This is a genomic window from Rhizobium sp. BIGb0125, from assembly GCF_024810055.1.
GTDB lineage: Bacteria > Pseudomonadota > Alphaproteobacteria > Rhizobiales > Rhizobiaceae > Agrobacterium.
Window position 1 is genome coordinate 781,367 of record NZ_JANUDV010000001.1, and the last position, 25,212, is coordinate 806,578.

The 25,212-nt window shown below is 55.7% G+C and carries 28 protein-coding genes; 12 read left to right on the forward strand and 16 right to left on the reverse strand.

The window, feature by feature from the left end; genetic code table 11:
- Together M2418_RS03505 and M2418_RS03510 are read right to left on the reverse strand one after the other, a co-directional pair.
- Window positions 1–897, reverse strand: coding sequence for an MBL fold metallo-hydrolase (locus M2418_RS03505; RefSeq protein WP_259144283.1), 897 nt, complete (start codon window positions 895–897; stop codon window positions 1–3).
- A gap of 16 nt (window positions 898–913) precedes the next feature.
- The gene (locus M2418_RS03510; RefSeq protein WP_259144285.1) at window positions 914–1,528 is read right to left on the reverse strand and encodes a LysE family translocator; all 615 of its coding nucleotides are present in this window, start codon (window positions 1,526–1,528) and stop codon (window positions 914–916) included.
- Window positions 1,529–1,653: 125 nt separating this feature from the next.
- Here M2418_RS03510 and ligA point away from each other — a divergent pair, with 125 nt between their 5' ends.
- Window positions 1,654–3,828, forward strand: a complete 2,175-nt coding sequence (gene ligA / locus M2418_RS03515) for an NAD-dependent DNA ligase LigA (protein ID WP_259144286.1) — start codon at window positions 1,654–1,656, stop codon at window positions 3,826–3,828.
- A 48-nt stretch (window positions 3,829–3,876) separates the two neighbouring features.
- Here ligA and M2418_RS03520 read toward each other — a convergent pair whose 3' ends face one another.
- Both M2418_RS03520 and M2418_RS03525 read right to left on the reverse strand, forming a co-directional pair.
- Window positions 3,877–4,413, reverse strand: a complete 537-nt coding sequence (locus M2418_RS03520) for a GNAT family N-acetyltransferase (protein WP_259144296.1) — start codon at window positions 4,411–4,413, stop codon at window positions 3,877–3,879.
- Window positions 4,414–4,671: 258 nt separating this feature from the next.
- Window positions 4,672–5,421, reverse strand: a complete 750-nt coding sequence (locus M2418_RS03525) for an SDR family oxidoreductase (protein ID WP_250981865.1) — start codon at window positions 5,419–5,421, stop codon at window positions 4,672–4,674.
- A gap of 111 nt (window positions 5,422–5,532) precedes the next feature.
- On the opposite strand from M2418_RS03525, the gene M2418_RS03530 reads away from it, so the two are divergent.
- Window positions 5,533–6,432, forward strand: coding sequence for a LysR family transcriptional regulator (locus tag M2418_RS03530; RefSeq protein ID WP_250981864.1), 900 nt, complete (start codon window positions 5,533–5,535; stop codon window positions 6,430–6,432).
- A gap of 20 nt (window positions 6,433–6,452) precedes the next feature.
- On the opposite strand, the gene M2418_RS03535 is transcribed toward M2418_RS03530, so the two are convergent.
- Entirely contained in the window at window positions 6,453–7,373 is a 921-nt protein-coding gene (locus M2418_RS03535; RefSeq protein ID WP_250981863.1) for a DMT family transporter, read from the reverse strand.
- Window positions 7,374–7,555: 182 nt separating this feature from the next.
- Between M2418_RS03535 and M2418_RS03540 the strand changes: the two genes are divergently transcribed.
- Both M2418_RS03540 and M2418_RS03545 read left to right on the forward strand, forming a co-directional pair.
- Window positions 7,556–8,146: a 3'-5' exonuclease gene (locus tag M2418_RS03540; protein WP_259144898.1), complete on the forward strand. Its 591-nt coding sequence runs from the start codon at window positions 7,556–7,558 to the stop codon at window positions 8,144–8,146.
- 68 nt (window positions 8,147–8,214) lie between these two features.
- Window positions 8,215–8,706: a CreA family protein gene (locus M2418_RS03545; RefSeq protein WP_259144299.1), complete on the forward strand. Its 492-nt coding sequence runs from the start codon at window positions 8,215–8,217 to the stop codon at window positions 8,704–8,706.
- A 36-nt stretch (window positions 8,707–8,742) separates the two neighbouring features.
- Here M2418_RS03545 and M2418_RS03550 read toward each other — a convergent pair whose 3' ends face one another.
- Complete coding sequence (locus M2418_RS03550; protein ID WP_192488531.1) at window positions 8,743–9,210, reverse strand: chemotaxis protein CheW; 468 nt, start codon at window positions 9,208–9,210, stop codon at window positions 8,743–8,745.
- Between the two features lie 240 nt (window positions 9,211–9,450).
- Here M2418_RS03550 and M2418_RS03555 point away from each other — a divergent pair, with 240 nt between their 5' ends.
- The 3 genes from M2418_RS03555 (at window position 9,451) to M2418_RS03565 (ending at window position 11,321) form a co-directional block, all read left to right on the forward strand.
- Window positions 9,451–9,603 carry a hypothetical protein gene (locus M2418_RS03555; protein WP_259144315.1) on the forward strand — a complete coding sequence of 51 codons (153 nt, stop codon included), beginning with the start codon at window positions 9,451–9,453 and terminating at the stop codon, window positions 9,601–9,603.
- Window positions 9,604–9,757: 154 nt separating this feature from the next.
- Window positions 9,758–10,357: an SCO family protein gene (locus tag M2418_RS03560; RefSeq protein WP_192488532.1), complete on the forward strand. Its 600-nt coding sequence runs from the start codon at window positions 9,758–9,760 to the stop codon at window positions 10,355–10,357.
- Window positions 10,358–10,445: 88 nt separating this feature from the next.
- Window positions 10,446–11,321: a 50S ribosomal protein L11 methyltransferase gene (locus M2418_RS03565; RefSeq protein ID WP_259144317.1), complete on the forward strand. Its 876-nt coding sequence runs from the start codon at window positions 10,446–10,448 to the stop codon at window positions 11,319–11,321.
- A 22-nt stretch (window positions 11,322–11,343) separates the two neighbouring features.
- On the opposite strand, the gene M2418_RS03570 is transcribed toward M2418_RS03565, so the two are convergent.
- Window positions 11,344–11,532, reverse strand: coding sequence for a hypothetical protein (locus M2418_RS03570; RefSeq protein ID WP_259144320.1), 189 nt, complete (start codon window positions 11,530–11,532; stop codon window positions 11,344–11,346).
- A 96-nt stretch (window positions 11,533–11,628) separates the two neighbouring features.
- A complete protein-coding gene (locus tag M2418_RS03575; RefSeq protein WP_192488534.1) occupies window positions 11,629–11,799 on the reverse strand; it encodes a hypothetical protein in 171 nt (56 codons plus the stop codon).
- Window positions 11,800–12,092: 293 nt separating this feature from the next.
- On the opposite strand from M2418_RS03575, the gene M2418_RS03580 reads away from it, so the two are divergent.
- Entirely contained in the window at window positions 12,093–13,922 is a 1,830-nt protein-coding gene (locus tag M2418_RS03580) for an aminopeptidase P family protein (RefSeq protein WP_259144322.1), read from the forward strand.
- Between the two features lie 11 nt (window positions 13,923–13,933).
- Here the strand turns inward: M2418_RS03580 and M2418_RS03585 are convergent, their stop codons facing one another.
- Window positions 13,934–14,245, reverse strand: a complete 312-nt coding sequence (locus M2418_RS03585) for an AzlD family protein (protein WP_250981858.1) — start codon at window positions 14,243–14,245, stop codon at window positions 13,934–13,936.
- A complete protein-coding gene (locus M2418_RS03590) occupies window positions 14,242–14,964 on the reverse strand; it encodes an AzlC family ABC transporter permease (RefSeq protein WP_259144324.1) in 723 nt (240 codons plus the stop codon). Before M2418_RS03590 ends, M2418_RS03585 begins: the two co-directional genes overlap by 4 nt.
- A 240-nt stretch (window positions 14,965–15,204) precedes the next feature.
- Here M2418_RS03590 and M2418_RS03595 point away from each other — a divergent pair, with 240 nt between their 5' ends.
- Window positions 15,205–15,453, forward strand: coding sequence for a DUF2164 domain-containing protein (locus M2418_RS03595; protein WP_259144326.1), 249 nt, complete (start codon window positions 15,205–15,207; stop codon window positions 15,451–15,453).
- A 17-nt stretch (window positions 15,454–15,470) separates the two neighbouring features.
- Here the strand turns inward: M2418_RS03595 and pncA are convergent, their stop codons facing one another.
- Window positions 15,471–16,097: a bifunctional nicotinamidase/pyrazinamidase gene (gene pncA, locus M2418_RS03600; RefSeq protein WP_259144340.1), complete on the reverse strand. Its 627-nt coding sequence runs from the start codon at window positions 16,095–16,097 to the stop codon at window positions 15,471–15,473.
- 208 nt (window positions 16,098–16,305) lie between these two features.
- Here pncA and M2418_RS03605 point away from each other — a divergent pair, with 208 nt between their 5' ends.
- Window positions 16,306–17,355 (forward strand): hypothetical protein, encoded by a 1,050-nt coding sequence (locus tag M2418_RS03605; RefSeq protein WP_259144342.1) that lies wholly within the window; start codon window positions 16,306–16,308, stop codon window positions 17,353–17,355.
- Between the two features lie 163 nt (window positions 17,356–17,518).
- The gene (locus M2418_RS03610; protein ID WP_259144344.1) at window positions 17,519–18,694 is read left to right on the forward strand and encodes a DUF2778 domain-containing protein; all 1,176 of its coding nucleotides are present in this window, start codon (window positions 17,519–17,521) and stop codon (window positions 18,692–18,694) included.
- A gap of 18 nt (window positions 18,695–18,712) precedes the next feature.
- Here M2418_RS03610 and M2418_RS03615 read toward each other — a convergent pair whose 3' ends face one another.
- From M2418_RS03615 to M2418_RS03635, 5 genes are all read right to left on the reverse strand, one after another.
- Window positions 18,713–19,138 (reverse strand): DMT family transporter, encoded by a 426-nt coding sequence (locus tag M2418_RS03615; RefSeq protein ID WP_259144346.1) that lies wholly within the window; start codon window positions 19,136–19,138, stop codon window positions 18,713–18,715.
- Window positions 19,135–19,620 carry a DMT family transporter gene (locus M2418_RS03620; protein WP_259144349.1) on the reverse strand — a complete coding sequence of 162 codons (486 nt, stop codon included), beginning with the start codon at window positions 19,618–19,620 and terminating at the stop codon, window positions 19,135–19,137. The genes M2418_RS03615 and M2418_RS03620 overlap by 4 nt, the downstream gene beginning before the upstream one ends.
- Before the next feature lie 296 nt (window positions 19,621–19,916).
- Complete coding sequence (locus tag M2418_RS03625) at window positions 19,917–22,385, reverse strand: ATP-dependent helicase (RefSeq protein ID WP_259144350.1); 2,469 nt, start codon at window positions 22,383–22,385, stop codon at window positions 19,917–19,919.
- 100 nt (window positions 22,386–22,485) lie between these two features.
- Window positions 22,486–22,896: a carboxymuconolactone decarboxylase family protein gene (locus M2418_RS03630; RefSeq protein WP_259144353.1), complete on the reverse strand. Its 411-nt coding sequence runs from the start codon at window positions 22,894–22,896 to the stop codon at window positions 22,486–22,488.
- 37 nt (window positions 22,897–22,933) lie between these two features.
- Complete coding sequence (locus M2418_RS03635) at window positions 22,934–23,755, reverse strand: cyclase family protein (protein ID WP_250981848.1); 822 nt, start codon at window positions 23,753–23,755, stop codon at window positions 22,934–22,936.
- A gap of 267 nt (window positions 23,756–24,022) precedes the next feature.
- Between M2418_RS03635 and M2418_RS03640 the strand changes: the two genes are divergently transcribed.
- Entirely contained in the window at window positions 24,023–25,210 is a 1,188-nt protein-coding gene (locus M2418_RS03640; protein ID WP_259144364.1) for an efflux RND transporter periplasmic adaptor subunit, read from the forward strand.
- Window positions 25,211–25,212 lie beyond the last annotated feature (2 nt).

A 25,212-nucleotide genomic window follows, 5' to 3' on the forward strand; every position in this document is an offset into this window, starting at 1 on the left:
CTACAAGGCCCGTATCTTCTTGACAGCATCTATATTGTGGCGGTGAACCTCTTCGTAATCGGCGTGATAGACAATTGCGCCGCTCGCCACTTCCGGTGCCACAAATTCTTCAAGCGTCTGTTTGTCGGCCAGTGCCAGGCCGTGCGGGCCGGTAAGGCGTTCCAGATAGGCTCGGTTGGCGTCGATCAGCTCCGGTGCATAACCGCCTACGGCGATACGCTGCTCAAGGCCATGATTGGGAAGAATTCTGGCAATTTGCCATTGGCGCATACGCTTCAGTTCTTCGATATGGGTGGCGATATGTTCGGGCTCTGAGACATAGGTCACGGTGTCTTCCAGCGTGTCGCCCGCAAACAGGATTTTTTCGTGCGGCAGCCACAGCACATTGCCATCGGCGCTGTGAATATCGAAGTGGTGCATCTCCACGAGCCGTTTGCCGATCTGAAGGCTGAGCGTGGTCTCAAAGGTGCGTGTCGGCATGATGACCGGCGAGATCGGTGGATTGCGCTTGGCAAGCGCCTCACGGTTTTTCTCCATGGTGTCTGCAGTCAAGGCCAGCGCAATGATCTCGCAATCGGCAAACACCTCGCTTCCGGCAATATGGTCGGTGTGCCAGTGGCTGAGCACAACCGTGATTTTGCTGACCCTAAGGCTTTGCAGATGGTTGCGGATGAAACGGGCGTGATCAAGCGACATATGCGTATCATAGACGAGCGCATGGCCTTCTGAGGCGATGGCATAGGAGGCGGTGCCCAGCGTGTAGGCGCCGTCATCCAGCCAGTTCGGCTCCGGCGAATAAAGGCGCTTGTTCATTCGGCCATCGTAATAGGCATAGATGTCTGGATAGGGTTGCAGGATGCGCATCGTGTCCGTGCTGATGGTCATCGTCTTGCTCATGCTGAAATTACCCTTGTTAACGTGCTGTCGCGATGACGATGCCTGAGCCGATCATGACGCCGCCAGCGGTGCGATTGACCCGCCGTACGATGTGAGGTTGGCGTAATAGGCTGCGAGCCCGCACGGCAAGTGCGACATGTCCACCAATCACGACAATCTCTACCGCAATGACGATGGCTGCAAGTGCCGCAAGGTGATCCAGCGTCAGGGATGCGCCAACCACGTTGGGAAGCAGAGCCACATAAAACAGCGGCATTTTCGGGTTGCCGAGGTTTAGGGCAATACCGGCCATGAAAACCGGCAGCAGGCCACGCTGGCTGGCTGTTGGCTGCAACTGTGGAACGACAGGCTCTGCTGTCCACAGTCTGATGCCCATCCACACCAGATAGGCGGCACCGGCATAACGCAGAACGGTCATCACCGTGCTCATTTCACCGGCAAGAATGGAAAGGCCAAAGGCGGCCAAAGTCAAAAACACCAGAATGCCGACAACGGTGCCTGCACCATAGGCGAAACCGGATGCCGCGCCATGGGTGATGGTGCGGGCGATGATGGTCATATTGTCGGGGCCGGGGCTGGCCGCGAACACAAAAAATGCGGCGGCGAAGGCGAGAAGCGTGGTAAATTCCATTGGTGTCTCCGGTTCTGTATCGATCCGGATTTTCAGGATAATCTATTCCTGTGTTTTGCAAAGCGATGGTTTTGCATGCCGAAATAATTCGCTAAAAGCGTTGCAGATTCATGCGCGAGGCATCCATGGCAAACGAACTGACCCCGGTTGATAAACTGACCGAACTTGAGGCTTCTTCCGAGCTTGCCTATCTCGCCGCAGAGCTGGCGCGACACGATGCGCTCTACCACGGCAAGGATGCACCGGAGATTTCCGATGCGGATTATGATGCGCTGAAGCGCCGTAACGACGCGATAGAGGTGGCGTTTCCGACACTGGTGCGGGCTGACAGCCCATCGAGAAAAGTTGGTTTTGCGCCACTGCCGACCTTCGCGCCGATTGTGCATGCGCGGCCGATGCTATCGCTCGACAACGTGTTTTCCGACGAGGATGTGCAGGACTTTATTGCGTCGATCTATCGTTTTCTGGGCAGGCTGCCGGATAACTCGATTGCTTTTACCGCAGAGCCAAAAATCGACGGGCTGTCCATGTCGATCCGTTATGAAAACGGCAGGCTGAAATCGGCGGCCACCCGTGGTGACGGCACGACAGGTGAAAATGTCACCGCCAACATTCTGACCATTTCTGAAATTCCCAATACGCTTCCTGCTGGTGCGCCTGACGTGGTTGAGGTGCGCGGCGAAGTCTATATGGCCAAAAGCGACTTTCTGGCGCTCAACGCGCAGATGGAGGCCGAAGGCAAACAGACCTATGTGAACCCACGCAACACGGCGTCCGGATCACTGCGCCAGCTTGATGCGAAGGTGACGGCGGCACGCAAGTTGCGGTTCTTTGCCTACGCGCTGGGTGAGGTGTCCAATGGTGGGCAGGCGACGCGTTTGTCCGACACACAATATGGCATCGTGGAAAAATTCCGCGAGTGGAAATTCCCCGTCAATCCGCTGATGCGTCGAATCAATTCCATTGAGGAACTGCTTGAGCATTATCGTGAAATCGGCGTCGAACGTCCCAATCTCGATTATGATATCGATGGTGTGGTCTACAAGGTAGACAGTCTGGATCTGCAGGAGCGTCTGGGCTTTCGCTCACGCAGTCCACGCTGGGCAACCGCCCATAAATTCCCGGCAGAACAGGCCTTCACCATTGTCGAGGGCATCGATATTCAGGTTGGTCGCACGGGCGCGTTGACGCCGGTGGCGCGCCTGACCCCGGTGACGGTGGGTGGTGTGGTTGTGACCAACGCCACGCTACACAATGCGGATTACATCGAAGGTATCGGCAACAGCGGCGAGCGTATTCGCCCGGTCGGGCATGATATCCGTGTCGGCGACACCGTTATCGTGCAGCGCGCCGGCGATGTCATTCCGCAGGTGCTGGATATCATTCCTGAGAAACGGGCTGCAGATGCTGCGCCTTACGAGTTTCCGCAGACCTGCCCGGTGTGCAAAAGCCACGCGGTGCGGGAACGCAATGAAAAGACCGGCAAACTCGATTCGGTGACCCGTTGTACCGGCGGTTTCGTTTGCCGCGCGCAGGCGGTAGAGCATCTGAAACACTTTGTGTCACGCAACGCCTTCGACATTGAAGGGCTTGGCACCAAGCAGATCGATTTCTTTTTTGAAAGCGACGACCCGGCATTGTCGATCAAGAGGGCGCCTGACATTTTCACGCTGAAAAAACGTCAGGAAGGGTCTCACCTGACCAAGCTCGAGAATATCGACGGTTTCGGCAAGGTCAGCGTCAAGAAGCTGTTTGATGCCATTGATGCGCGTCGTGAAATCGACCTGCACCGCCTGATCTTTGCGCTTGGCATTCGCCATGTGGGTGAAACCACGGCAAAGCTGCTGGCGCGGTCTTATGGCACTTACCAACATTTCGAGGAGGCGATGAAGGCCGCGGCTCCCTTGACGGGTGAGGCATGGGCCGAGCTCAACAGCATTGATGGTATTGGCGAGGTTGTCGCCCGTTCGATTGTCGAGTTCTATAAGGAACCGCGCAATCTGAAGGTGATCGACGAGCTGATTGCCGAGCTGCAGCCCAAGGAGGCCGAAAAGCCATCGACCGAGGGCAGTCCCGTGGCCGGCAAGACGGTGGTGTTTACCGGCTCGCTGGAAAAGTTTACCCGCGATGAGGCCAAAGCCCGCGCAGAAGGCCTTGGTGCGAAGGTGGCAGGTTCGGTATCGAAAAAGACCGATATTCTGGTGGCTGGCCCCGGTGCCGGTTCCAAGCTCGCAAAGGCTGTCGAGCTTGGTATCCAGACCATGGATGAGGATGAGTGGCTGGCGCTGATTGGTGGCTGAGCGGCGAGCGCCGCTGCGACCATGTCAGTCAGGGCAGCGGCATTGTCTTCAACTGCGCAGGCGCGCCATCATATAGGCATCGACATATTCGCCGTTGCGAAAGGCGTATTGCCTAAGGATGCCCTCGTGCTGAAAGCCGAATTTTTCGTAGAGATGAATTCCGGCCGTATTGTCAGTGAAGACGCTGAGTTCAATACGGCGGATATCATGCCAGTTGTCGGCAGCGTCAATCAGGGCTGATAACAGGACCGAGCCGACGCCCTTGCCAGCGAAATCATCGTGAATGCCAATGCCAAGCGAAGCTGCGTGCAGCTGCCGGCCCACCTTGCGGTGAAGGCCGGCATTGCCAATGATCCTGCCGCGCCATTCTGCCAGAACCGTGATGTCGTTAGGGGAGGCGCTTTCAATGAATTTGCGGGTTTTCTCAACGCTTTGAAATGGTTGCCGCAAGGTGCCATGGCGAACGCCGGGCAGGTTCATGATTTCGGTGATCGCAGCCGCATCATCCAGACGGGTTGCCCGTACCGTGATGTCGGAACGGTCGAAATCAGCATAGTCGAGGTTTTGGTTTTCGGCTGGCGGCATGCCTGTTCTCCTATTTTGGGACCGGAGAGCAGGTGTTTCATCAACCCTGCTCTTTTTGGCAGGGCTGGATGGATGATCGGTTTAACGCGTCAACAATCCTTTGCCCGCCGGGGTGCCGGTGGTCACGATGTTGAGCATCACGATGGTTGCGTTTTTGATCATGGCGTGAAAATGCGTGGCATATGCCTTGATGTCAATGCTGTTTCCCGGAGTGGTTTCATCCGCTCCGGGAAAATCAGGGCTGAGAGGGGCATAGCGTTACAGGGTAATCATGCCACCATCGATAATCAGTTCAGCGCCAACCGTGAAACTTGCCTCATCGGATGCCAGGAAAACAACGGCCTTGGCAATTTCTGCAACATGGCCAAATCGTCCCAGAGGGATTTGCGCGACAATCGCGTCGGCCATGGCTTTTTTACCGGCATCATCCAGTCCGAATTTTTCATGCAACGGGGTTTCAACCGGACCGGGGCTAACGGCATTGACGCGGATGCCACGGCCAAGCAGTTCACCCGACAATGTCTTGGACAGCGACAGCAGGGCTGCTTTGGTCAGCGCATAGAGGCTGGAATTTGGCATGCCGATATGGGCGTTGACCGAGGTGTTGAGCACGATGGAGGCCTTGTTGCTGAAAACAGGCAGCAGCGCCTGCACCAGGAAGAACGGGCCTTTGACATTGACCGAAACCGAGCGGTCAAAGGCAGCTTCATCCCATTGATCCATGGTGCGGAATTCAGCGACACCTGCGTTGACGAAGAGGATGTCGAGTTTGCCGAACTTTGCGGCGATCTGGTCAGCAATTTCTTTCTGTGATGCAACGTTTCCGGCATCGGCACGGATGTAAAGCACATCATCACCCAACACAGCTTTCGCCTTTTCGATGGTGGCAGGGTTGGTGCCGGTGACGGCGACGCGTGCGCCTTCGCTAATAAATTGGCGGGCCGTTTCAAGGCCGATGCCGCTAGTGCCGCCAGTGATGAGTGCTGTCTTGTTCTGCAAGCGTGTCATGATCATTTTCCTTTGTTTGGAGTGGCGTGTTTGCCTGCAGCGAATATGGCTTTTCTCAATCGTTCTGATTAGTCTGCAAGTATTGGCTCAGCTTTCCGGAAAAACCGAACAATGATGAAACTTGAAGGAATAACCGCATTTGTGGCCGTTGCAGAATCCGGGTCGATCAGCGAGGCATCGCGCCGCCTCAATCTTTCGAAATCTGTGGTGAGCGACCGGTTGTCGGAACTCGAGCGTGTTTTGGGCACGACCCTGCTGCACAGAACCACCCGCAGCCTCAGCCTGACGGAAGACGGCAGTGCCTTTTTGGAAAGGGCAGTGCGCATCGTCAATGAAGTGCGGGATGCCACGGATGACATGGCCGAGCGGCGTGGTGATCTGAAAGGCGCGCTCAGCCTGTCTGCGCCTGTGACCTTTGGTCGGCTGCATCTTGGCCCTGCGCTTTATCCATTTCTGTTGCAGAACCCGGCGCTCGAGGTCAGTCTGGATATGGATGACCGGCGTGTCGATGTGTCGTCGGCCGGATTTGATGCGGTGGTGCGGCATGGGCCGATTGTTGATTCACGATTGATGGCATGGAAGCTGGCGCCCAGCCGACGTCTGCTGGTGGCATCAACTGACTATCTGAAACAGCATGGAACACCCCATAATGCCGCTGAACTGGAGGGACATCGCGGAATTTTTTACACCAATCGTGGTGTCGCGGACTGGCGGTTTGTCGGCCCAAACGGTGCCGTCATCGTCAGGGCAAAAGTCGCACTGCGGGTCAATCATGGCGATATGATCCGCGACGCAGCGGTGGCAGGTCTTGGCATCGCGCTGTTGCCAACCTTTATTGCCGGCCCTGCCATCAGGGATGGCAGCTTGACCGTGATCGATGTCGGCATACAGGCGGAAGATGAATTTATCTACATTGCCCATCCGGAGGGACGGCGTCCATCGGCCAAGCTGAGAGCGCTGGCGGATCATTTGCGTAAGGCGTTTGGTTCACCGCCCTATTGGGAGCCGTGATAGAGCGCGTCGGGTCTGGATCAGCCCGCCGCTTTCACGCGGCGCAACAAGCGGCCATCAATGGCGACAAGACCGGCGGCAATCATCGCCATGCCAACAAAATGTTTCATTTCCAGCTGTTCACCGAGAACCAGCGAGCCGAGCAAAATGGCGCTGACTGGAATGAGGAAGGTGACAAGCGCAAGATTGGTGGCCCCGGCGGTGGAGAGAATGCGGAAGAACAGCAGATAAGCAAGCGCGGTGGAGAGCAGGGCGATGCCGAGCAAGGCGCCCCAGGTGGCAGTACTTGGCATGGCCAGTGTCCACGGCTGATCGATCAGTAGAGCAACCGGAATCAACATCAGGGTCGACGATGAAATCTGGCCGGTTGCTGTCATCAGTGGTGCAACACCCATGGTCTTGAAACGGCGGCCGAAGATACCGGCAAAGGCGTAGGACGTGGCTGCACCCAAAATGGCAAGCTGGCCCCAAAGATTTGATCCGCTGCCGCCAAGGGCAGATGGGCCGATCATGGTGGCGACGCCAACAAAGCCGATCAGCACGCCAGCCAGTTTGTTGGGCGACAGCTTTTCATCAATCGTCAGAAAATGCGCGACAATGACGGTAAACAACGGCGTTGTGGCGTTGAGAATGGAGGCAACGCCACTGGCAATATGGGTCTGGCCCCAGACGATCAGGCAAAAGGGGATAATGTTGTTGAGAATGCCCATGGCAAAGAAGGCGCGCCAGATGCGGCCTTCTCTTGGCAGCTTCAACCCCATGACACGGCAGACGATAAGCAGCGCAATGGCCGCCAGACCGACACGGAGTGTGACGATGGTCAACGGTGGCAGTTCCTTCACCGCAACGCCGATGAAGAAAAAGGAACCGCCCCACAGGACCGACAGGGCAATGAGCATGGCCCATTCGCTGGCGTTCATTTGCCGTTGTATCGCTGCCATTGCCGTGCCCCGACGAAATATGTGTGATGGATACTGGTGTATCGAGATTTGTGAGTCGTGCCACCCGAAACTTGCTTTTAAACAAGGCGTTTGTTGTTCTGGCCGACGGGCGGGCGTCAAGCGGTTCTATTTCAGGTGAAATTGTATTATGCGGTGCCCAAGAACCAATCGGGAATCGCCCTTTGAAGACCATCGCCATCGACTTTGAAACTGCCAATGAAGAGCGCGGCAGCGCCTGTTCTGTCGGTCTGGCATGGGTGGAAAATGGTCAGGTGGTGCGGGTCGAGGAAAGATTGATCCGTCCGCGTGAGATGCGCTTTTCATCGTTCAATATCTCCATTCACGGCATTCGGCCGGAAACGGTTGAAGATGCGCCGGAATTTCCAGAGGTGATGGACGAGTTTATCGATGATTTTCAGGGTGCGACGATGATTGCCCATAATGCGGCCTTCGACTTTAGCGTGCTGCGCGCCTGCTTCGACAAGTACCGGCAGAGCTATCCGACGTTTTCCTATCTGTGCAGTGTAAAAATGTCCCAGAAGATCTGGCCGCAATTGCCCTCACATAAACTCAACATCATCGCCGGGCACCTGGGCCTGCGCTTTGTGCACCACAATGCCGCCGAGGACGCTCTGGTGTGTGCCTCTGCGGCCATCGAAATGGCCAAATCGATCGAAGTGCCAGAGATCAGGGATATTCCCGGCAAGATCGGCATGGTGGCCGGCAAGGTGCACTCGACTGGCTATGAGCCCTGCACCATGCGGCGGCGTTAAAACACGCAGCTTTCAACTTGCCTTCCGCCGCTCCAATCCTATCTTGGGGATATCAAATGGAGGCTGGAATGGCATTATCCCTGTTACGAAAACTGATGGTCGGCCTGCTCGTTGCGGTTCCGGTCACCGCTGCGCATGCGCAGGTGGTTGGCGAAGTCGGCGTCGACTGGATTGGCAATGACATTATCGTTGAGGCGGTAGCCGATCCGGAAGTGAAGGGCGTGACCTGCCACGTCACCTATTTTGAGCGTGGTGTCATTGACCGGTTGAAGAATGGCAACTGGTTTGAAGACCCGTCCAACAACGCCATTTCCTGCAACCAGACCGGACCGGTCGAGATCGGTGATATCGATCTTTCCAAGGATGGTGAGGAAGTGTTCCGGCAGGGTATGTCGCTGGTGTGGAAGAAGCTTTTGGTCACACGCATTTACGACAAGCAGAATGATACCTTGATCTATCTGGTGCACACCCGCGAATTGACCGATGGCTCGGCCAAGATGGCAATTTCAACCGTGCCGCTCTACGGGCAGAACCCGACATGGAAAAACGGCAAGCCGTAAGGCCTGCCGTTTCAAAAATCCTAGTAATTTAAAGTCTTAAGCGGCTTCGCGGGACAGTTCTTCCGCGATGACCGTATCGAGGTTGAGGAAGCAGACCATGCTCTTCTCAAGCGCGACGATGCCGTGCGAGAAGCTGCGCTGGGTCTCAGGAATGATTTCCGGTGTCGGCTGCAGGTCTTCCGAACGGATGGTCATCATGTCGGAAACCTGTTCCACCAGCAGACCAACCAGCTTGCCGCCGATATCGGTGACGATGATGGCAGAGCGTTCCGAAGGTTCGGTCATTTTCATACCGAGGCGGCACGCCATGTCGATGACAGGAATAACGGCGCCACGCAGGTTGATAAGACCGAGAACGTAAGGAGGCGTGTGCGGCATAGGCGTAACCGGTGCCCAGCCACGAATTTCACGGATTGCCATAATGTCGATGCAGAATTCCTGATCGCCAAGATGGAAGGAAACGATTTCGAGATGAGAACCCGATTGCTTGATTGCATTCGTCATGGTCTGAATTCTTCCTGGCGGTTCTGGACGCGCTAAAGTCCGGATGTTCATAATGGCAGGTAATGCGGAAGACCGGCTTTTTGGAAAACCCGGCAGACGTCATGTCGCTATCTTGGAAGACCGCATGACGATCATGCACTGTAACCGTTTAACCTTTTACTAACGGCGTCTTTTCTCAGGCTTTCAGTTTTTGGTCCTGTTGTTGGTGGGGAGCATCGATGTTATCATCAGGGCATGTCGATGTTCGTGCGAACCACAAATCACATGCTGCTGATGGCTGTGGCCGTCTTGAGCTTTTTGGGTGTCAGCCTGCTGGCATTTCAGGGCTGGATGGCGCACGGCGTCGATATTTTCCTCACCCTGTCGCAGACCGGTCTTTCCTGGTGCCTTTGACCTGACGGCGTAGGCGAGGGCGGCAAATCCGCGCAGTGCCTTCAATCAACTGGTTGTTGATTTGCGGTCAGGGGCAAGTTTGATTATCTGCTTTCGAGACTGGGATGTCTGCCGCATTGGTGGTCATCAAATTTGGTGTGAAGGCTGATTTGAGATGAAAAAAGTCCGTATCGTTCTCTGGTGTGTTGTTGTCCTTCTGGGCGGTGTTGTCACCTGGCTGGCATTTGCGTTGTCTGAGTCAAAACAGCATATGACGGAAGGCCCTTATGGCGCGCCGTTCCAGCTTGTCGCCCAAAACGGCCAGCCGATCACCGAAAAGGCCTTCCAGGGCAAACCAACGGCGCTGTTTTTCGGATTTACCCATTGCCCTGAAGTCTGCCCGACAACCCTTTTCGAGTTGAATGGCTGGATGGAGAAGGTCGATCCGGCAGGTGACAAGATGCAGGGGTATTTCGTCACGGTTGATCCCGAGCGTGATACACCGGAAATCCTTGGTCAGTATATCTCCAACGTAACCAGCCGTATCACCGGTATTGCCGGCGAGCCGGACAAGATTGCCGAAATGATCAAGAGCTTCCGCGTTTACGCCAAGCGCGTTCCGGTGGATGAAAAAGATCCGAACGGTGAATACACCATGGATCATACTGCGTCGGTTTTCCTGCTGGATGCGCAGGGACGTTTCGTCAGCACCATTGCCTACGGCGAAAACCCTGACGTTGCGGTACAGAAACTGCAAAATCTCCTGAAGGGTTAATGCCGGTTTCTTCTCTGGTGGTATTGGACTGCGCCTGCTTTTGTGGCAAAGGCAGGCAAGTCCGATATTTTCCGAAAGAGATGCTGCCGTGAGCGAGATCCGCCTCTATGTGACGACCACTGAAATCGAGGCCGGTCAGGTACTGGATGTCATGACCGAAGTTTTCGAGGAAGATGGCATTGCCATCGCCACCACCGAGGTCGATGAAAAGAAGGACATCTGGGAAGCATCCGTCTATCTTTTGCTGGAAGAAGAAGACGAAGTCCGCGAGCGTCTCGACACACTTCTGAAAAGCGCTTTCCCGCATCTTGCCGTCCAGCGTGAGATCATTCCCGACATCGACTGGATTGCCAAGTCGCTGGAAGGCCTGAAGCCGGTCAGGGCAGGGCGTTTCCTGGTTCACGGTTCTCATGACCGCGACAAGGTTCGCGTCAACGATATCTCGATTGAAATCGAAGCCGGGCAGGCCTTCGGAACCGGTCATCACGGCACGACAGCCGGCTGCCTTGAAATGATTGAATCGGTTGTGCGGGCCCGTACCGTGCGCAATGCGCTTGATCTGGGCACCGGCAGTGGCGTTCTGGCAATTGCTGTTGCCAAGATGCGCCGCATTCCTGTTCTTGCCACCGATATCGATCCGATTGCGGTGCGGGTCGCTAAGGAAAATGTGCGCCTTAACGGTATTGTCCAGGGTGTGTCTCTGGAAACAGCCCCCGGGTTCCATTCGGATGCATTTGCCAAACATGGCCCGTTTGATCTAATCATCGCCAATATTTTGGCGCGGCCACTGATCAAGATGGCGCCGCAGTTGGTTGCGCATCTTGCTCCGGGTGGCTCGGTGATCCTGTCCGGCATTCTGGCATCGCAGCGCTGGAAGGTTCTTGCTGCCTATAATGGCGAACATCTGAGCCATGTTCGCACCATCTGGCGCAATGGCTGGGTGACGATCCACCTGCGCAAGTAATGGTCACCTGCGCAAATAACGGCTACCTGCGTAAGTAAGCGCGCTTTTGCTTGATATCTGATGGTTTTTTTGCGAGTGGGCGGGCGTGTCCGCCGTCGATTTGCCATTGGATTTTTTTAAGAAATGCAGCAAACGCAGAGATTTTTTCCGCCATTTTGGCATCAGGCCAATAAAAAAGGCGACGCTTTCGCGTCGCCTTTCGATCAGTCATGCTGATCGCCCGCGAGCTGGGAGGGTGCTCGAGCGGGAAACGTATTCCGATGCCAGGCCACTTCGGGAGGAGGAGAAAGCAAGCCGGGCGTAACAGTCAGAATACGTAGCTGGTGCCCTTGCGGCGAAGTTCTTCGCGGCTGGTGCCAAGAGCCTTGAGAGACTGGTCGTCAAGGTTCAGGAGCGCGCCGTTTACGTAACGGCCGACCTGACGCTCGCGAGCTTCAATAACGCGATCGAAAGCTGTGCGGAAGAAAGATTTTGCCATTGCCGTGTTCCTTACATACGGAAGGAAACCTCGTGTTCCCTTCGATGATTAGAACATAAGTTATACTTTTCAGTTCAGGTAGGTGGCTGACTACAATGGTGTTATGCGTTTTATGCATGGCTATGGGTGGTTCGTGTGCAGATTGCGACTTTTTTGCGCAAAACATATGCAAATGCCGCGGTTTCCTGATGGTTTTGTAGGTGTTGCCAGTTTCACGCCGTTCTTTCGGCTGGACCCATCAGCCGCGCGGCTATAAATTCGCGGCCGCAATGGAATCTTTTGGAAAGCAGTTCATGTTTCAGTCGTTCGAAACCACTTCCGCCCCGCAATTTGGCCGTGAGCGGGTTGAGGCCTTGAGGGCTTCGTTTGATGCTCTTGGTATCGACGGTTTTCTGGTGCCGCGCGCGGATGACTATCAAGGCGAATATGTACCGGCCTCGGCCGAGCGCATGTCGTGGCTCAGCGGTTTCACCGGTTCGGCAGGCGTCATTCTGGTAACCCGCACCCAAGCTATCGTGTTTGTGGACGGACGCTACACCACGCAACTGGTTGAGCAGGTGGATGGTGATGTCTTCACCGGTGGCGATCTGGTCAATGCCCCGCCGCCAATCTGGCTGAAGAAAAATGCCCCGAAGGGTTTCCGGTTGGGTCTTGATCCATGGCTGCATACCGGTGCTGAACTGCGCCGACTTGAGGCTTCGCTAAAAGATGCTGGTGGTGAGATCGTTCTCCTGCAGCACAATCCGCTCGATGCCGTGTGGAAAGACCGCCCGTCCGAACCTCTCGGTGCTGTTACCATCCAGACGGAAATGCATGCCGGCGTTCTGGCGCGTGAAAAGATTGCCACCATTGCTCAGGATCTGACCGCTGCAAACCTGCAGGCTGTGCTGATCGGTGAGCCGTCTTCCGTGGCGTGGATTTTCAACATCCGCGGCAATGACGTGCCGCACACGCCGCATCCTTTGGCACGCGCATTGGTTTTTGCCGATGGCACGGCCGAAATCTTTCTCGACAAGCGCAAGACCGGCATCGAAGTAGAGGCCTATCTGGCGCAGCTGGCCGTGCAGCTGGCGCCATCCGAAATTGAGGCACGTCTGCGCCGGCACGCCAAGGACGGTGCACGGATTGCCGTTGACGCCGATCTTGCGCCGGTTGCCCTGCGAAATGCCATTACGCTTGCCGGTGGTGAGTTGGTTGAGGTTGTTGATCCTGCCAAGCTGCCACGTGCCTGCAAAAATACAGCAGAGCTGAACGGCAGTGTTGCCGCCCATCTACAGGATGGCGCAGCCATGGTGGAGTTTCTCTATTGGCTGGACAATGCCAAGCCGGGCAGTGTCAGCGAAATCGAAGCGGTCAAAATGCTGGAGCGTACTCGGTCTCATGTCGGGTCGCGCATGCAGAACCCGCTCAAGGATATTTCCTTCGACACTATTTCCGGTGCCGGTGAGCATGCGGCGATCATTCACTACCGCGTTACGACGCCAACTGACCGCATGTTGAATGCTGGCGAAATGTTCCTTGTCGATTCCGGCGCTCAATATGTGAATGGTACAACAGACATTACGCGCACGGTTGCAATTGGTGATGTGCCCTTTGAGCAGAAGAAGTTCTTCACGCTTGTTCTGAAAGGCATGATTGGCATCAGCGCGGCGCGCTTCCCCAAGGGAACCCGCGGCTGCGATCTCGATCCGTTGGCGCGTATTGCCCTTTGGAAAGCCGGTGTCGATTACGGACATGGTACAGGCCACGGCGTGGGCTCTTATCTCTCTGTGCATGAGGGGCCGCAGCGCATTGCCCGTCTTGCCACACAAGAGTTTCTGCCAGGCATGATCCTGTCCAATGAGCCGGGATATTATCGTCCTGGTCAGTTTGGCATTCGTATCGAGAACCTGATCTATGTGACGGAGCCGGAACAGATTGAGGGCGGTGATCTGCCGATGTTTGCTTTTGAGACGCTGACATGGTGCCCGATTGATCGCCGTCTGGTGGTGGCAGAGCTGCTGACGGCGGAGGAGCGTGACTGGCTGAATGCCTACCACGCCAATGTCCGGGGAAAAATCTCGCCGCTATTGAGCGACGAGGCAGTTCTGGCATGGCTTGATCAGGCCACTGCCGCAGTTTGAGGCATTAGGCCTTAACCGACAAAATGCCGGGTGGTAACGACAAGTAACCATCCGGCAAACAGCATGGTAAGACCGGGAAAGCGCAAACCAACGATCATGGCGACGATCATGCCGGCCTTGACCTCGTAACCACCGTCAAAAAAGGTGGGCGTGACCAGAGTTGTCAAAACCGCGACCGGTACCGCATTCAATCCGGCCTCGACACGTGGCGGAATGGATTTCATGCGGGTCATCAGAAGATAACCGCCAATGCGCGTCATATAGGTGGCGATTGCACCAGCGATGATAAGCCAGAGCGTATAGGTGTTGAAAAGATCGCTCACAGGCTCTGCTCCCCGGCTTCTTCAATATTCTTTATGTGGCTCGGTGCCGGAGGCAGCAGCACAGCCACCAGAATACCGGCAAAGGCACCGAGGCTGACGTGCCAGGGTGAGCCGACCACATGGAAAGCGACGATGGCGCCGATGCCACTTGCGAGCATGACGGGATAGAAATTCTGTCTTTTGCGGAAGCCGAGCACCATGCCCATAAAATAGATCGGTAACAGCACATCAAATCCGAGTGCGCGTGGATCACCGATCAGCTTTCCGAACATCACGCCGAGAACGGTGGTGATCAGCCATGGGAAATAGATGGCAAGGGCAAAACCCATATACCAGGAGAATGAAATCTTTTCACCGTTTTCATTGCGGCGGACAGATTCGGCAAATTGTGGATCGACCAGGAAAAAGAAGGCAATCAGCTTGCGACCGAGCGACCAGTGGGCGAGGGGACGCACCATGGCAGCGGAATAAAGAATGTGCCGAAAGTTGACGGCAAAGATCGACAGGATGACCAGCCAGGCCTCGATCTTTTGTCCAAACAGTTCAATCCCCACCAGCTGGCTGGCGCCGGCATAGAGAGTTGCGCTCATCAGCACCGCTTCGAACATGGTCAGGCCGTTGTCCACCGCCACGGCGCCAAACAGCAAGCCGAAGGGTGCCGCCGACAATGCGATGAGAAAACCGCCCTTGAGGCCAGTTTTGAAGTCTGCGTGTGCCATTGATGGGTATTCTCCTTGCGCGCTGCAGGCGCGTTTCCTGACTAAACCGGATATGTGTCGGATGGTTCGGTGCAAATGACCGGAGCAGATCAATTTAGTCTGGCAACGCTCTAGAGCGGTGATCCTGCTGATGCAATGCAATTGCTTTGATCGATAAATTGAATTTTGTGAAGCATTGCCTGCGGTGCGCCATTTTTGGTATCGAAACCGCTGAAGTCGAGAGTCGGGAAGGACGCTACATTGAGTATTATCGAGTTTAGCAGACAGGAGAAAACCGATCTCGTCAGCCGTATCCGCAAACATCTGAATGAAGAGCTGGATTGTGAGATCAGCGGGCTTCAGGGGGAAATGTTGCTGGACTTTCTGTCTGCGGAGCTGGGCCCACGTTTTTACAATCGCGGGCTGAATGATGCGCTGACCGCCGTGACGCGGCGTATGGAAGACGCTGCGTCCGATATCGATATTCTGGAAAAGACCGTTCCTAAGTAATAGGATAAAGCGTCGCCTCAGGCGGCCAGAATATCCTTGCTGGTGATGATGTCAGCACCCTTGGCGCGCATGGCGGTAATGGCTGCCTTGACGCCTTCTGGATCAATGCCGCGGCTGGCGTCCTCAATGAAACGCACCTTGACGCCAGGCAGCATATCCACCGCATCCTGTACGGAAAAGTTGACGCAATAATCGGTGGCCAACCCGCAAATGTCGAGGCATGTCACACCTTGTCGGGTCAGATAATCGGCAAGGCCGGTGACGGCTGCCTGATCGTTGTCCCGAAAGGCAGAATAGCTGTCGACAGCCGGGTTCTCACCCTTTTGTTGCACATAGTCGAAACTGTCGGTGTTCAAATCTGGATGGAATTGTGCGTCGAACGTACCCTGTACACAATGGTCCGGCCACATGACCTGTGGTTTGCCGGACAGCTCACCCATGTCGAAGGGTTCTTTTCCGGCGTGCTGGGAAGCAAAGCTGCCGTGATTTTCCGGGTGCCAGTCCTGTGACGCGACGATCAGGTCATAACCGCCATTTTCAATGAGTGCATTGGCGATGGGGACAATCCTGTCACCTTCTGCAACCGGCAGATTACCGCCTGGGCAAAACCCGTTCTGGATGTCGATCAGCAACAACGCTTTCATGGTAGGCTCCTCCTGCGGGACGATAGCGTTTGGGTACGCTGCTTCCGGTGCGCAATCAAGATGCAACCGACTTGCCCGTCGGTATTTGGCCTCTGCGCATTTGGGATCTGCGAAAAATCACATATTAGAAAGAATAAATTAAAGCATCCACTGTATTAACTATGGCTAATTTAAATATCGCGTACATACAGCATGTTAGGAAGGCCGCATGAAATCTGTCAGAATTGTTTTGGTGTTATCGCTGGCGTCCAGCGTATCGACACTTGCCTGTGCGAGGATTGCGTCGGCGCAGGCTGTACCATTGGTCAATGTCTGCTCGGGGCTGAGCGTCGATCTGCCAGCGCTTGAGCCAATCGCCACCAATGTGGTCGATCCGCTGCTGTCGTTGCTGGCCGGCATCATAGACACGGATATTGTCGGTGTGCTGAATGGCCAGACCATTGGTGTGTCCATTCTAGATAAGGATGGGAACGTCGTCAGCACGACCGATTGCGGCCTCAGCGCCAGTAATGTCACTATCGATACCAATGCCGGCGTGTCGATCGGCGGCGGCCAGATTACCGGTCTTGGCAGCACGGCCAATGCTGCAGCGTCAGCTGCCGAAGCCAATTCGCTTGCCATCGGCAATGGCGCCACCACAACTGCGGCGGCCGCCAATGCGCTGGCATTTGGTCTGCGCAGCACGGTGACAGCAACGGATGGCATTGCGATTGGTCGTGATGCGGTTGTTGGCGGTCAGGCGGGTATCGCGCTTGGCGCCGGTTCGAGTGCTGGTTTCAGCAACAGTGTGGCTATCGGGGCAGGTGCCACGGCGCTGCGGCAAGGGCAGGTGGTGCTGGGCACCGCATCCAACACCTATACCATGACGGGCATAGGGTCGGCCGCCAGCCGTGCGGCGCAGGTCGGTCCGGTCAAACTGGTGACGGCGGATGCCAACGGCAATCTCGCCACCACGGATTTTGATATTACTGGCCTTAACAGTGACATATCCAGGCTTAAGACGACGGTCGATCGCAACCGTAAGGATGCGAATAAGGGGATTGCTGCGGCCATGGCGATGACGGGCGCACCAACACCATCAGCACCTGGAAAAACTTCATGGGCAACCAATGTTGCGACCTATAGCGGTGAGTTTGCCACCAGCTTTGCCGTGGCGCATATGCTGGATGTTGACTACCCGCTAGTAGTGAATGGATCGCTCGGTTATGCGCCCGGTGGCTCTGTCGGCGTGCAGGTTGGAATGAATGGCGAGTTCTAATCCAAAAATAATCGAAGAATGAATCTTCGACGTAAAGGGTTTGGTTACCATAATTTGCCATTGTTTTATGTGATCGGCGCTTCCTGTTTGGCAGGCCGGTGCAGAGTGCCCGGTTTTTATCTGCGTGTCCGGGAGCAGAGTAACGTGTTAGGTAATGAGTACCATGGCGACTAAGGTGCACACCTTTGGCGAACCCGTATCGTCGGGCCGTAAAGTTCGTTCTACCAGAAAAAACAAGATGATAAGTCCGGTCACCATTGTGTCCGGTGTTGTCATTACTGTTGCCGTCTGGATGGGATTTACTGTCTCCACGATGCAGAGTGTGCACGCTTCTCTGACGCCTTCGCACGCTAACAAACCGCAGATAGCCATTTCCGCACATGTGCCCGTTTCGCTGCCTTCGGGAAGCCATGATGTGCGCATCAACAAATTTTCCCGCCTTGGAAAACCGTCAGAAGACCAGATCCGCATGGCGAGTTTGACCTCTGAAGGCATCAAGGCTGCACATAAACGCACCGAGCTTCGGCTGGCGAAGGTGAAAATGGACAAGGCGTTCCGTGAGGCAACGCTTCTGGCCAGTGCTGCACCGATGAAACCAAGCTCAAGCTCGCTCTCGGCGCTTGTCGAGGTGAAGCCGGATGCCAATGCGTCTGCCAGCCGCCGTTTCGATCTTATTTTGAATGGATCAGCGCCGGAAGCGGCACCTGAGACGGCGCAGGATATGCCTGACAGCATTCCGCTGCCGTCGTTCCGTCCACAGATTGCAAAAATCTCACCTGCTGCCCAGCCGAAAACCGGCACGGAAGCAGTGGAAAAAGAAGTTGCAATGCTGCGCCCGGAAAAACCAACCCTTCCAAGCGTCGCGTCCCGCCCGTCTGCCATGGGTGCCAGAACTGCTGTCTATGAAATCGAGACCGCGACGGTGCACATGCCCAATGGCGACAAGCTGGAGGCTCATTCCGGCCTCGGTTCGATGCGCGACAATCCGAAATATGTGCATGTGAAGATGAAGGGATCTACCCCGCCATCGTCCTACAAGCTGACCATGCGCGAAGCGCTGTTCCACGGTGTGGAAGCGCTTCGTCTGACACCGGAAAGCGGCGTCAACCCGCACGGCCGCAACGGCCTGTTGGCGCATACCTACATGCTGGCCAGACGCGGCGAATCCAACGGTTGCGTGGTGTTCAAGGAATATCCGAAGTTCCTGGCGGCCTTCAAACGTGGTGACGTTAATCGCATTGTTGTGGTTTCTCGCCTGGAATCGAAACCGGTGTTTGCCGACAAGGAAAACAAGGGAACCACAAAGACACTGGCCAGCCTGTTTTCCAGAAAAGGCTGACAGGCCGTTTTAAGAAGCTTATTTGGAACGGCGCTGGGTGAGCGCCATTCCTGCGAGAATAAGCAGTACGCCAAGGGCACTGGCCCAGATCTTTGGCGGCTGATTGCTGAACAGATCCAGCACCACACCCGATACCATCTGACCGCTGATGACCAGAAGTGCGGTGTTGACCGCACCAATGCGCGGAATGAGCCAGCTTCCCGAGGCAATGAACACCACACCGATCGGTCCGCCGATAAAGGCGTACCAGGGCGCGTCAGCCACACCTTCAGGCAGCAGGCCGCCAATTGCGAGGCCGAGCAGCGTCAGCACGACAAAACCGACAATATGGTTCCAGAACGAAGCAATCAGCGGCGAGTTTGACAGGCTGAGACGGCCGTTGATCTGGCGGCTTAGAGCGACGAAGACGCCGCCTGCGAAGGCCATGGAAATCCACAGGATCATGCCGCTCTCCCAACCAGAATGATAAGGGCGCTGCCGCCGAGGATCAGGGCAACGGCGCAGAGGTCCCGCGCATCCGGTCGGCGACGTGGCAGGCCAAAGAAACCCCAGAGGTCGGCTGCGAGGCTGAAGATGACCTGTCCACCCAGTCCAAGTGCGATGGTGCCCGACAGTGCGAGCGGTGAGTTGACGGCGCTTGAGGTCAGCATGACGATGGCGGCACCCACGACGCCACCGAGATAGGCCCAGAGCGGCGCCTTGGGTTTGGCAATCTCACCCGACTTGGGTTTCTTGTAGAGAATGGCAAGATAGATCAGGGCGGCGACTGTGCCGGTGCCATGGGCGGTCCATGAGGAGAACATGGCGTTGCCGTAATGGGCCAACATGCCGTTGAAATGCACCATCAGGGTCAAGAGACAGCCGCTGCCGAAGGCGGCCGCCAGATGCAACGGGTTGAGGCGAGGAGAGCTTGTCGTTTGTGTCATGGGAGGCCAAATGCTGAAAATCTGATTCAGCTTTAGCCGATATCTCTTTGATACGGAATCAAATTACGTGAATGGGTGGTGGGCGACGACTGCATCCGATTTTGTTGGGAACGGAATTTACAGCTGGGCCGTTTCCTGTCCATGAAACAGACAACACGCAAACCACTCCACCGAATGATTACCTTTGTGGCTTTCATTTTTGCAATCGCAGTCGTTATCGCTGCCATCTACATCTTTGGTTTTACACCGGGTGAGGTGAGCTAGGGCTGGCGCCAGAGACGTCAATTTGCGACACCTCAGACCTTCTCAACAAATCCATCCAGCACCCGTTTCTGGCCGGCGCGATCAAAGTCGATGGTCAACTTGTTGCCTTCAATGGTGGTAATGTTGCCGTTTCCGAACTTCATGTGGAACACGCGATCGCCCACATTAAAACGCGACGGTGTGTCGGATACGGATTTGGCAACCAGTTCCCCATCGATGGTGCGGGCTTTCGGGCCGCTTTCGCCATAACCGATACGTTCCACAGCGTGGCCAGACCGACTGCCCCAGTTGTCGCGCGTCGCGTCAGACCGATTGGCCTGCGCACGTTTCCAGCCAGGGGTCGAATAATCATTGGCGAAGGGATCGGCCTTGTCGAAGCGGGATTGGCCGTAACCGCCGCGTCCACCATATCCGCCGTAATTATTGTCGGAGGCGGCCACATCGACATGGCTTGCCGGTAGCTCCTCAAGGAAGCGCGACGGCATGGTCGATTGCCACAGGCCGTGAATACGGCGGTTGGATACGAACCAGATGTGGCAGCGGCGCTTGGCGCGGGTGAGGCCGACATAGGCAAGACGGCGTTCTTCTTCGAGACCGGAGCGTCCACCTTCATCCAGTGCGCGCTGATGCGGAAACAGCCCTTCTTCCCAGCCGGGCAGGAACACGGTGTCGAATTCCAAACCCTTGGCGGAGTGCAGCGTCATGATCGAGACGGCATCGAGGTTTTCGTTCTGCTCGGCGTCCATGACAAGTGCGACGTGCTCGAGGAAACCGCGCATGCTCTCGAAGGCTTCCATCGAGCGCATCAGTTCCTTCAGGTTGTCGAGACGGCCCGGCGCTTCAGCCGACTTGTCGGCCTTCCACATGTCGGTATAGCCGGACTCTTCCAGAATCTGCTCGGCCAGTTCGATATGTGACGTGGTTTCAAGCCGTTGCTGCCAGTTTCTGAAAGATTGAATCACATCGAACAGCGCCTTGCGGGCCTTTGGTTTCAATTCATCCGTTTCGATAATATCGGCGGCAGCCGCCAACATCGGAATATCGCGGGCACGTGCATAGTCATGCAGGTTGCGGATGGTGGTGTCACCAAGTCCACGCTTCGGTGTGTTGACGATGCGCTCAAAGGCCAGATCGTCAGCCGGTTGGCAGACGAGACGGAAATAGGCCATGGCATCGCGAATTTCGAGACGTTCATAGAAGCGCGGGCCGCCGATAACGCGGTAGTTCAGCCCCAGCGTCACGAAGCGATCTTCAAACTCACGCATCTGGAATGAGGCGCGCACAAGGATCGCCATATCGTTGAGATTATGGCTCTGGCGCTGCAACTGTTCGATTTCTTCGCCAACTGCGCGGGCTTCTTCTTCGGAATCCCAGGCGGCGTGCACAATGACCTTTTCGTCATCGGGATCAACGCGGTCGGTAAACAGCGTTTTGCCAAGCCGGCCTTCATTGTGTGAAATCAGATGACCGGCAGCGCCGAGAATGTGTTCGGTGGAACGGTAGTTGCGCTCCAGCTTGATGACCTTTGCGCCGGGAAAATCCTTGTCGAAACGCAGGATGTTATCGACCTCGGCACCGCGCCAGCCATAGATGGACTGATCGTCATCACCCACGCAGCAGACGTTTTGCACTTCACCCTTGGGGCGCTGCGCCAAAAGCCGCAGCCACATATATTGGGCGGTGTTGGTGTCCTGATACTCATCGACCAAGATGTAACGGAACTTCTGGTGATATTCCTTGAGGATATCCGGGTTGCGACGGAACATGCTGATCGGATGCAGCAGCAGGTCACCGAAGTCGCAGGCATTGAGCGTCTTCAACCGGGCCTGATAGGCGGTGTAGAGCTCACGACCCTTGCCATTGGCAAAGGCGCGCGCGTCACCCTCCGGAATGTCTTTCGGAGTTAGCCCCTTGTTTTTCCAGTTGTCGATCATGCCGGCAAACTGCTTGGCGGGCCAGCGCTTGTCATCCAGGCCTTCGGCCTGAATGAGCTGCTTGATCAGTCGCACAACGTCGTCGGTGTCGAGAATGGTGAAATCCGACCGCAGGTCGACCAGTTCAGCGTGACGGCGCAACAGCTTCACACCGATGGAGTGGAACGTGCCGAGCCACGGCATGCCTTCAACGGCGCCGCCAACCAGAACGCCAATACGTTCCTTCATTTCGCGTGCGGCCTTGTTGGTAAAGGTCACCGCCAGGATCTGGCTTGGAAAGGCGCGCTTGGTTTCCAGAATATGAGCAATACGTGTGGTCAGCACGCGAGTTTTGCCGGTGCCTGCACCGGCCAGCACCAGAACCGGGCCTTCCAGTGTTTCCACTGCTTCGCGCTGTTCTGCGTTCAGGCCAGAGAGATAATCGGGGGCGGGACGCGCCCGATCACGCGCTGCCATGGCGCGGGCTGCAATGCCAAGACCGCTGCCCTGTTGTGGCGCTGGTGCTGGCTTGCGTGGCTCTGCCGGTTCTTCATCGAAGAACGGGATATCATCAAAATTGTTGCTCATGCGGCCCAATGTAGTGATTCGGGGCTGAAAGGCCAGAAGCATGTTCTGCTTTTATTCCCGTTTCAGCCGTCAAAGCACCTGTATCGGTGCATTTTGAGGGTCAGCTTTTCTGATCGGCGTCAAAAACCGTGTCGACTGGAACTTGCAGCGCGGTTGCCAGCTGGTTGGTTTTGGCCGCAAGCGAAATCACCCTGACAAGATCGGCATGTTGTTCATCCGTCATGCCCTTCGACTTGGCGGCAGCGGTGTGGGAATGGGCACAATATGAGCAGCCATTGGTGACGGACACGGCAATATAGAGCAGCTCCTTGGTCAAGGGATCAAGCGCTGAAGGCGTTGCCATGACAGCCTTTACCTCGCCCCATGTCCTTTCCAACAGGTCGGCATCAAAGGCGAGGTAAAGCCACATATTGTTGATGAAGTCGGACTTTCGCGTCGCCCGGATATCGTCGAACACCGCCTTCACACGCGGATTGGTTTCCGGATCTTGTGTTTTGGAGACGGTGCTCATCGATGTTTCCTCCGTGTTCGGTCAGCAGGTTGCCGAATTATGCGAGTGTGAAAACTCGGGCGGGCCCACCGGTACCACCCCGGTGTTTCGGTGCGCCGACGACAAGTGTTGCGCCCTTGACCGGAACCTTGTCCAGATTGGCGATGCCTTCCAGACCCCAGCGGTTTTCCGGCAACCAGGCGTAATGGGTGGCAAAATCCGGCGACTTGCCGAAGTCGAGCGACAGGGTGTCGACGGCAATGCCTGCCGCCTTGCTTTCTTCCAGCAGGTATTTGGCCGCCTCTACGTGGAAGCCGGGGAAGTGCATCTTGCCTTCGCCATCGGCATTGCGAAACTTGTCTGTGCCCAGATGCTGCTGCCAGCCGGACAACATTGCGACGCAGGCATTTTCCGGCAGGTCGCCGTTTTTGGAAATCCACGCCTTGATGTCATCGGGCGTGACTTCCGCATCTGGATTGGATGCTGCCTTTTCGCGGATGTCGATAACAGCGAGCGGCACCACCAGATTGCCAACCGGGATTTCGGCAACCGATGTGCCGTTTTCCGAGAAGTGCAGGGGTGCGTCTACATGGGTGCCGGTGTGTTCGTTGACCCGCAGTTCAAACAGATTGAACTTGTGTTCGGCGTAATTGAATTTCTGGTCCTTGAAAAACTGCTGCTCGCCGAAGAAAGTCGGGAAATCCTCATGCAGTTCATGGGTCATGTCGGTCACGCTGCTGGCGGCTTGCGCCATGGCGACCGGTGCGCTTCCGAATGTAGCGGCAGCAGCCGTTACCGTCCCCGCTGCTGCGGCCTTGAACAGGCTGCGTCTTGAAAGCATGCGGTCCTTAATATCGTTTATTACGCAGGCATTGCACATGTTGTACGTCTCCCGTGCAGGTTTTGAAATGAATGCGGAAATCAAAAAAGGCATGTTTTACAACAGTCACAATAGTGAACATGACACTATTGTAAATTGAACTTATTTGATGGGTTCAATTCAAAAAATGACGCAAATTACAATTACGTAACAAACGGTTTTGTGCATTGCGTTGTTCAAATCCAGCAAAGATACTGGAGCAAATCACAGAGGGGTGTGTGCAGCGTTATCATGCTGGCCCCCGAAGCATATCATTCGGAGAATTGCATGAAGGCTTGGAAGCAGGTTGGTGTCAGTCTGGCTGTCGTGGGCGCAGGTGTCTGTCTGTGGGCACTCAATACGTCTGACGGGCGCAATATCCTGGCCAAGGCCGGGATTTTGTCGGCCGAAAAGCCAGCTGCGGAAACGGCAGCCAGTGCGACGGGCAATGGTGGTTCACAAGGCCAAGGCGGTGCGCAAGGTCAGGGCGGTGGAAACGGCCAGGGTCGTCAGGGCGGCAATGCAACGCTGGTATCCATCGCACCGGTCAAGACCGGCACCATCAATGACCGCATGAATGCCATTGGTAATGGTGAGGCCATCCAGTCGGTTGTGGTCACACCACAGGCATCCGGGCTTATTTCCGAAATTCTCGTGGCATCTGGCCAGAAGGTCAAAAAGGGCGACGTGCTGGCACGGCTTGATGATGATGAGCAAATCATCGAGCGCGAAAAGGCGCAGGTTTCTCTAAAAAGTGCGGTTGAAAAATCCACCTCCTACAGCAATCTGAAATCCGTTTCCCGTCTGGATGTGCTGGATGCGCAGATTGCTGAGGAAGCCGCCAAGCTGGCGCTCAGCACTGCCGAACTCAATTTCAAACGCCGTAATATCGTAGCGCCGATTGAAGGTATCGCCGGTATTGTGGCGATCAATATTGGTGACAACGCCACGACGCAAACCAGCATTGTCGGCCTTGATGATCGTTCGAAAATTCTGGTGAATTTCTGGGCGCCAGAACGGTTCGCCACCGCGATAAAATTGGGCATGCCTGTGGAGGCAACTTCGATCTCCCGCCCGGGTGAGGTTTTCAAAGGTGAAGTTGAAGCCATTGATAACCGCGTGGATGAAGCTAGCAGAACCATTCGGGTTCGCGCCGTCTTCAACAATGCCAATGACGATCTGAGAGCAGGCATGTCCTTCTCGGTGACCATGCGCTTCTCTGGTGAAAACTATCCATCCGTCGATCCGTTGGCTGTGCAGTGGGATGCGGAAGGCTCTTATGTCTGGCGTGTGGTGGATAACAAATCCAGCAAGGTTCGCGTCCAGATCGTCCAACGCAACCCGGATTCCGTTCTGGTGAAGGCGGAACTTAGCGAAGGCGATCCGCTTGTTACAGAAGGATTGCAGCGCGTTCGCGAGGGCGGAACAGTGCGTACAAATAATCAGCCGAGAGCACCGGAGGTAGCAAGTCAGTGAGC

Bases quoted from the DNA above. Each gene is read 5' to 3' on its own strand.
- M2418_RS03505 (WP_259144283.1), bottom strand. From the start codon at position 897: ATGAGCAAGACGATGACCATCAGCACGGACACGATGCGCATCCTGCAA.
- M2418_RS03510 (WP_259144285.1), bottom strand. From the start codon at position 1,528: ATGGAATTTACCACGCTTCTCGCCTTCGCCGCCGCATTTTTTGTGTTC.
- ligA (WP_259144286.1), top strand. From the start codon at position 1,654: ATGGCAAACGAACTGACCCCGGTTGATAAACTGACCGAACTTGAGGCT.
- M2418_RS03520 (WP_259144296.1), bottom strand. From the start codon at position 4,413: ATGCCGCCAGCCGAAAACCAAAACCTCGACTATGCTGATTTCGACCGT.
- M2418_RS03525 (WP_250981865.1), bottom strand. From the start codon at position 5,421: ATGACACGCTTGCAGAACAAGACAGCACTCATCACTGGCGGCACTAGC.
- M2418_RS03530 (WP_250981864.1), top strand. From the start codon at position 5,533: ATGATGAAACTTGAAGGAATAACCGCATTTGTGGCCGTTGCAGAATCC.
- M2418_RS03535 (WP_250981863.1), bottom strand. From the start codon at position 7,373: ATGGCAGCGATACAACGGCAAATGAACGCCAGCGAATGGGCCATGCTC.
- M2418_RS03545 (WP_259144299.1), top strand. From the start codon at position 8,215: ATGGCATTATCCCTGTTACGAAAACTGATGGTCGGCCTGCTCGTTGCG.
- M2418_RS03550 (WP_192488531.1), bottom strand. From the start codon at position 9,210: ATGACGAATGCAATCAAGCAATCGGGTTCTCATCTCGAAATCGTTTCC.
- M2418_RS03555 (WP_259144315.1), top strand. From the start codon at position 9,451: ATGTTCGTGCGAACCACAAATCACATGCTGCTGATGGCTGTGGCCGTC.
- M2418_RS03560 (WP_192488532.1), top strand. From the start codon at position 9,758: ATGAAAAAAGTCCGTATCGTTCTCTGGTGTGTTGTTGTCCTTCTGGGC.
- M2418_RS03570 (WP_259144320.1), bottom strand. From the start codon at position 11,532: ATGACTGATCGAAAGGCGACGCGAAAGCGTCGCCTTTTTTATTGGCCT.
- M2418_RS03575 (WP_192488534.1), bottom strand. From the start codon at position 11,799: ATGGCAAAATCTTTCTTCCGCACAGCTTTCGATCGCGTTATTGAAGCT.
- M2418_RS03580 (WP_259144322.1), top strand. From the start codon at position 12,093: ATGTTTCAGTCGTTCGAAACCACTTCCGCCCCGCAATTTGGCCGTGAG.
- M2418_RS03590 (WP_259144324.1), bottom strand. From the start codon at position 14,964: ATGGCACACGCAGACTTCAAAACTGGCCTCAAGGGCGGTTTTCTCATC.
- pncA (WP_259144340.1), bottom strand. From the start codon at position 16,097: ATGAAAGCGTTGTTGCTGATCGACATCCAGAACGGGTTTTGCCCAGGC.
- M2418_RS03605 (WP_259144342.1), top strand. From the start codon at position 16,306: ATGAAATCTGTCAGAATTGTTTTGGTGTTATCGCTGGCGTCCAGCGTA.
- M2418_RS03610 (WP_259144344.1), top strand. From the start codon at position 17,519: ATGGCGACTAAGGTGCACACCTTTGGCGAACCCGTATCGTCGGGCCGT.
- M2418_RS03615 (WP_259144346.1), bottom strand. From the start codon at position 19,138: ATGATCCTGTGGATTTCCATGGCCTTCGCAGGCGGCGTCTTCGTCGCT.
- M2418_RS03620 (WP_259144349.1), bottom strand. From the start codon at position 19,620: ATGACACAAACGACAAGCTCTCCTCGCCTCAACCCGTTGCATCTGGCG.
- M2418_RS03625 (WP_259144350.1), bottom strand. From the start codon at position 22,385: ATGAGCAACAATTTTGATGATATCCCGTTCTTCGATGAAGAACCGGCA.
- M2418_RS03630 (WP_259144353.1), bottom strand. From the start codon at position 22,896: ATGAGCACCGTCTCCAAAACACAAGATCCGGAAACCAATCCGCGTGTG.
- M2418_RS03635 (WP_250981848.1), bottom strand. From the start codon at position 23,755: ATGTGCAATGCCTGCGTAATAAACGATATTAAGGACCGCATGCTTTCA.
- M2418_RS03640 (WP_259144364.1), top strand. From the start codon at position 24,023: ATGAAGGCTTGGAAGCAGGTTGGTGTCAGTCTGGCTGTCGTGGGCGCA.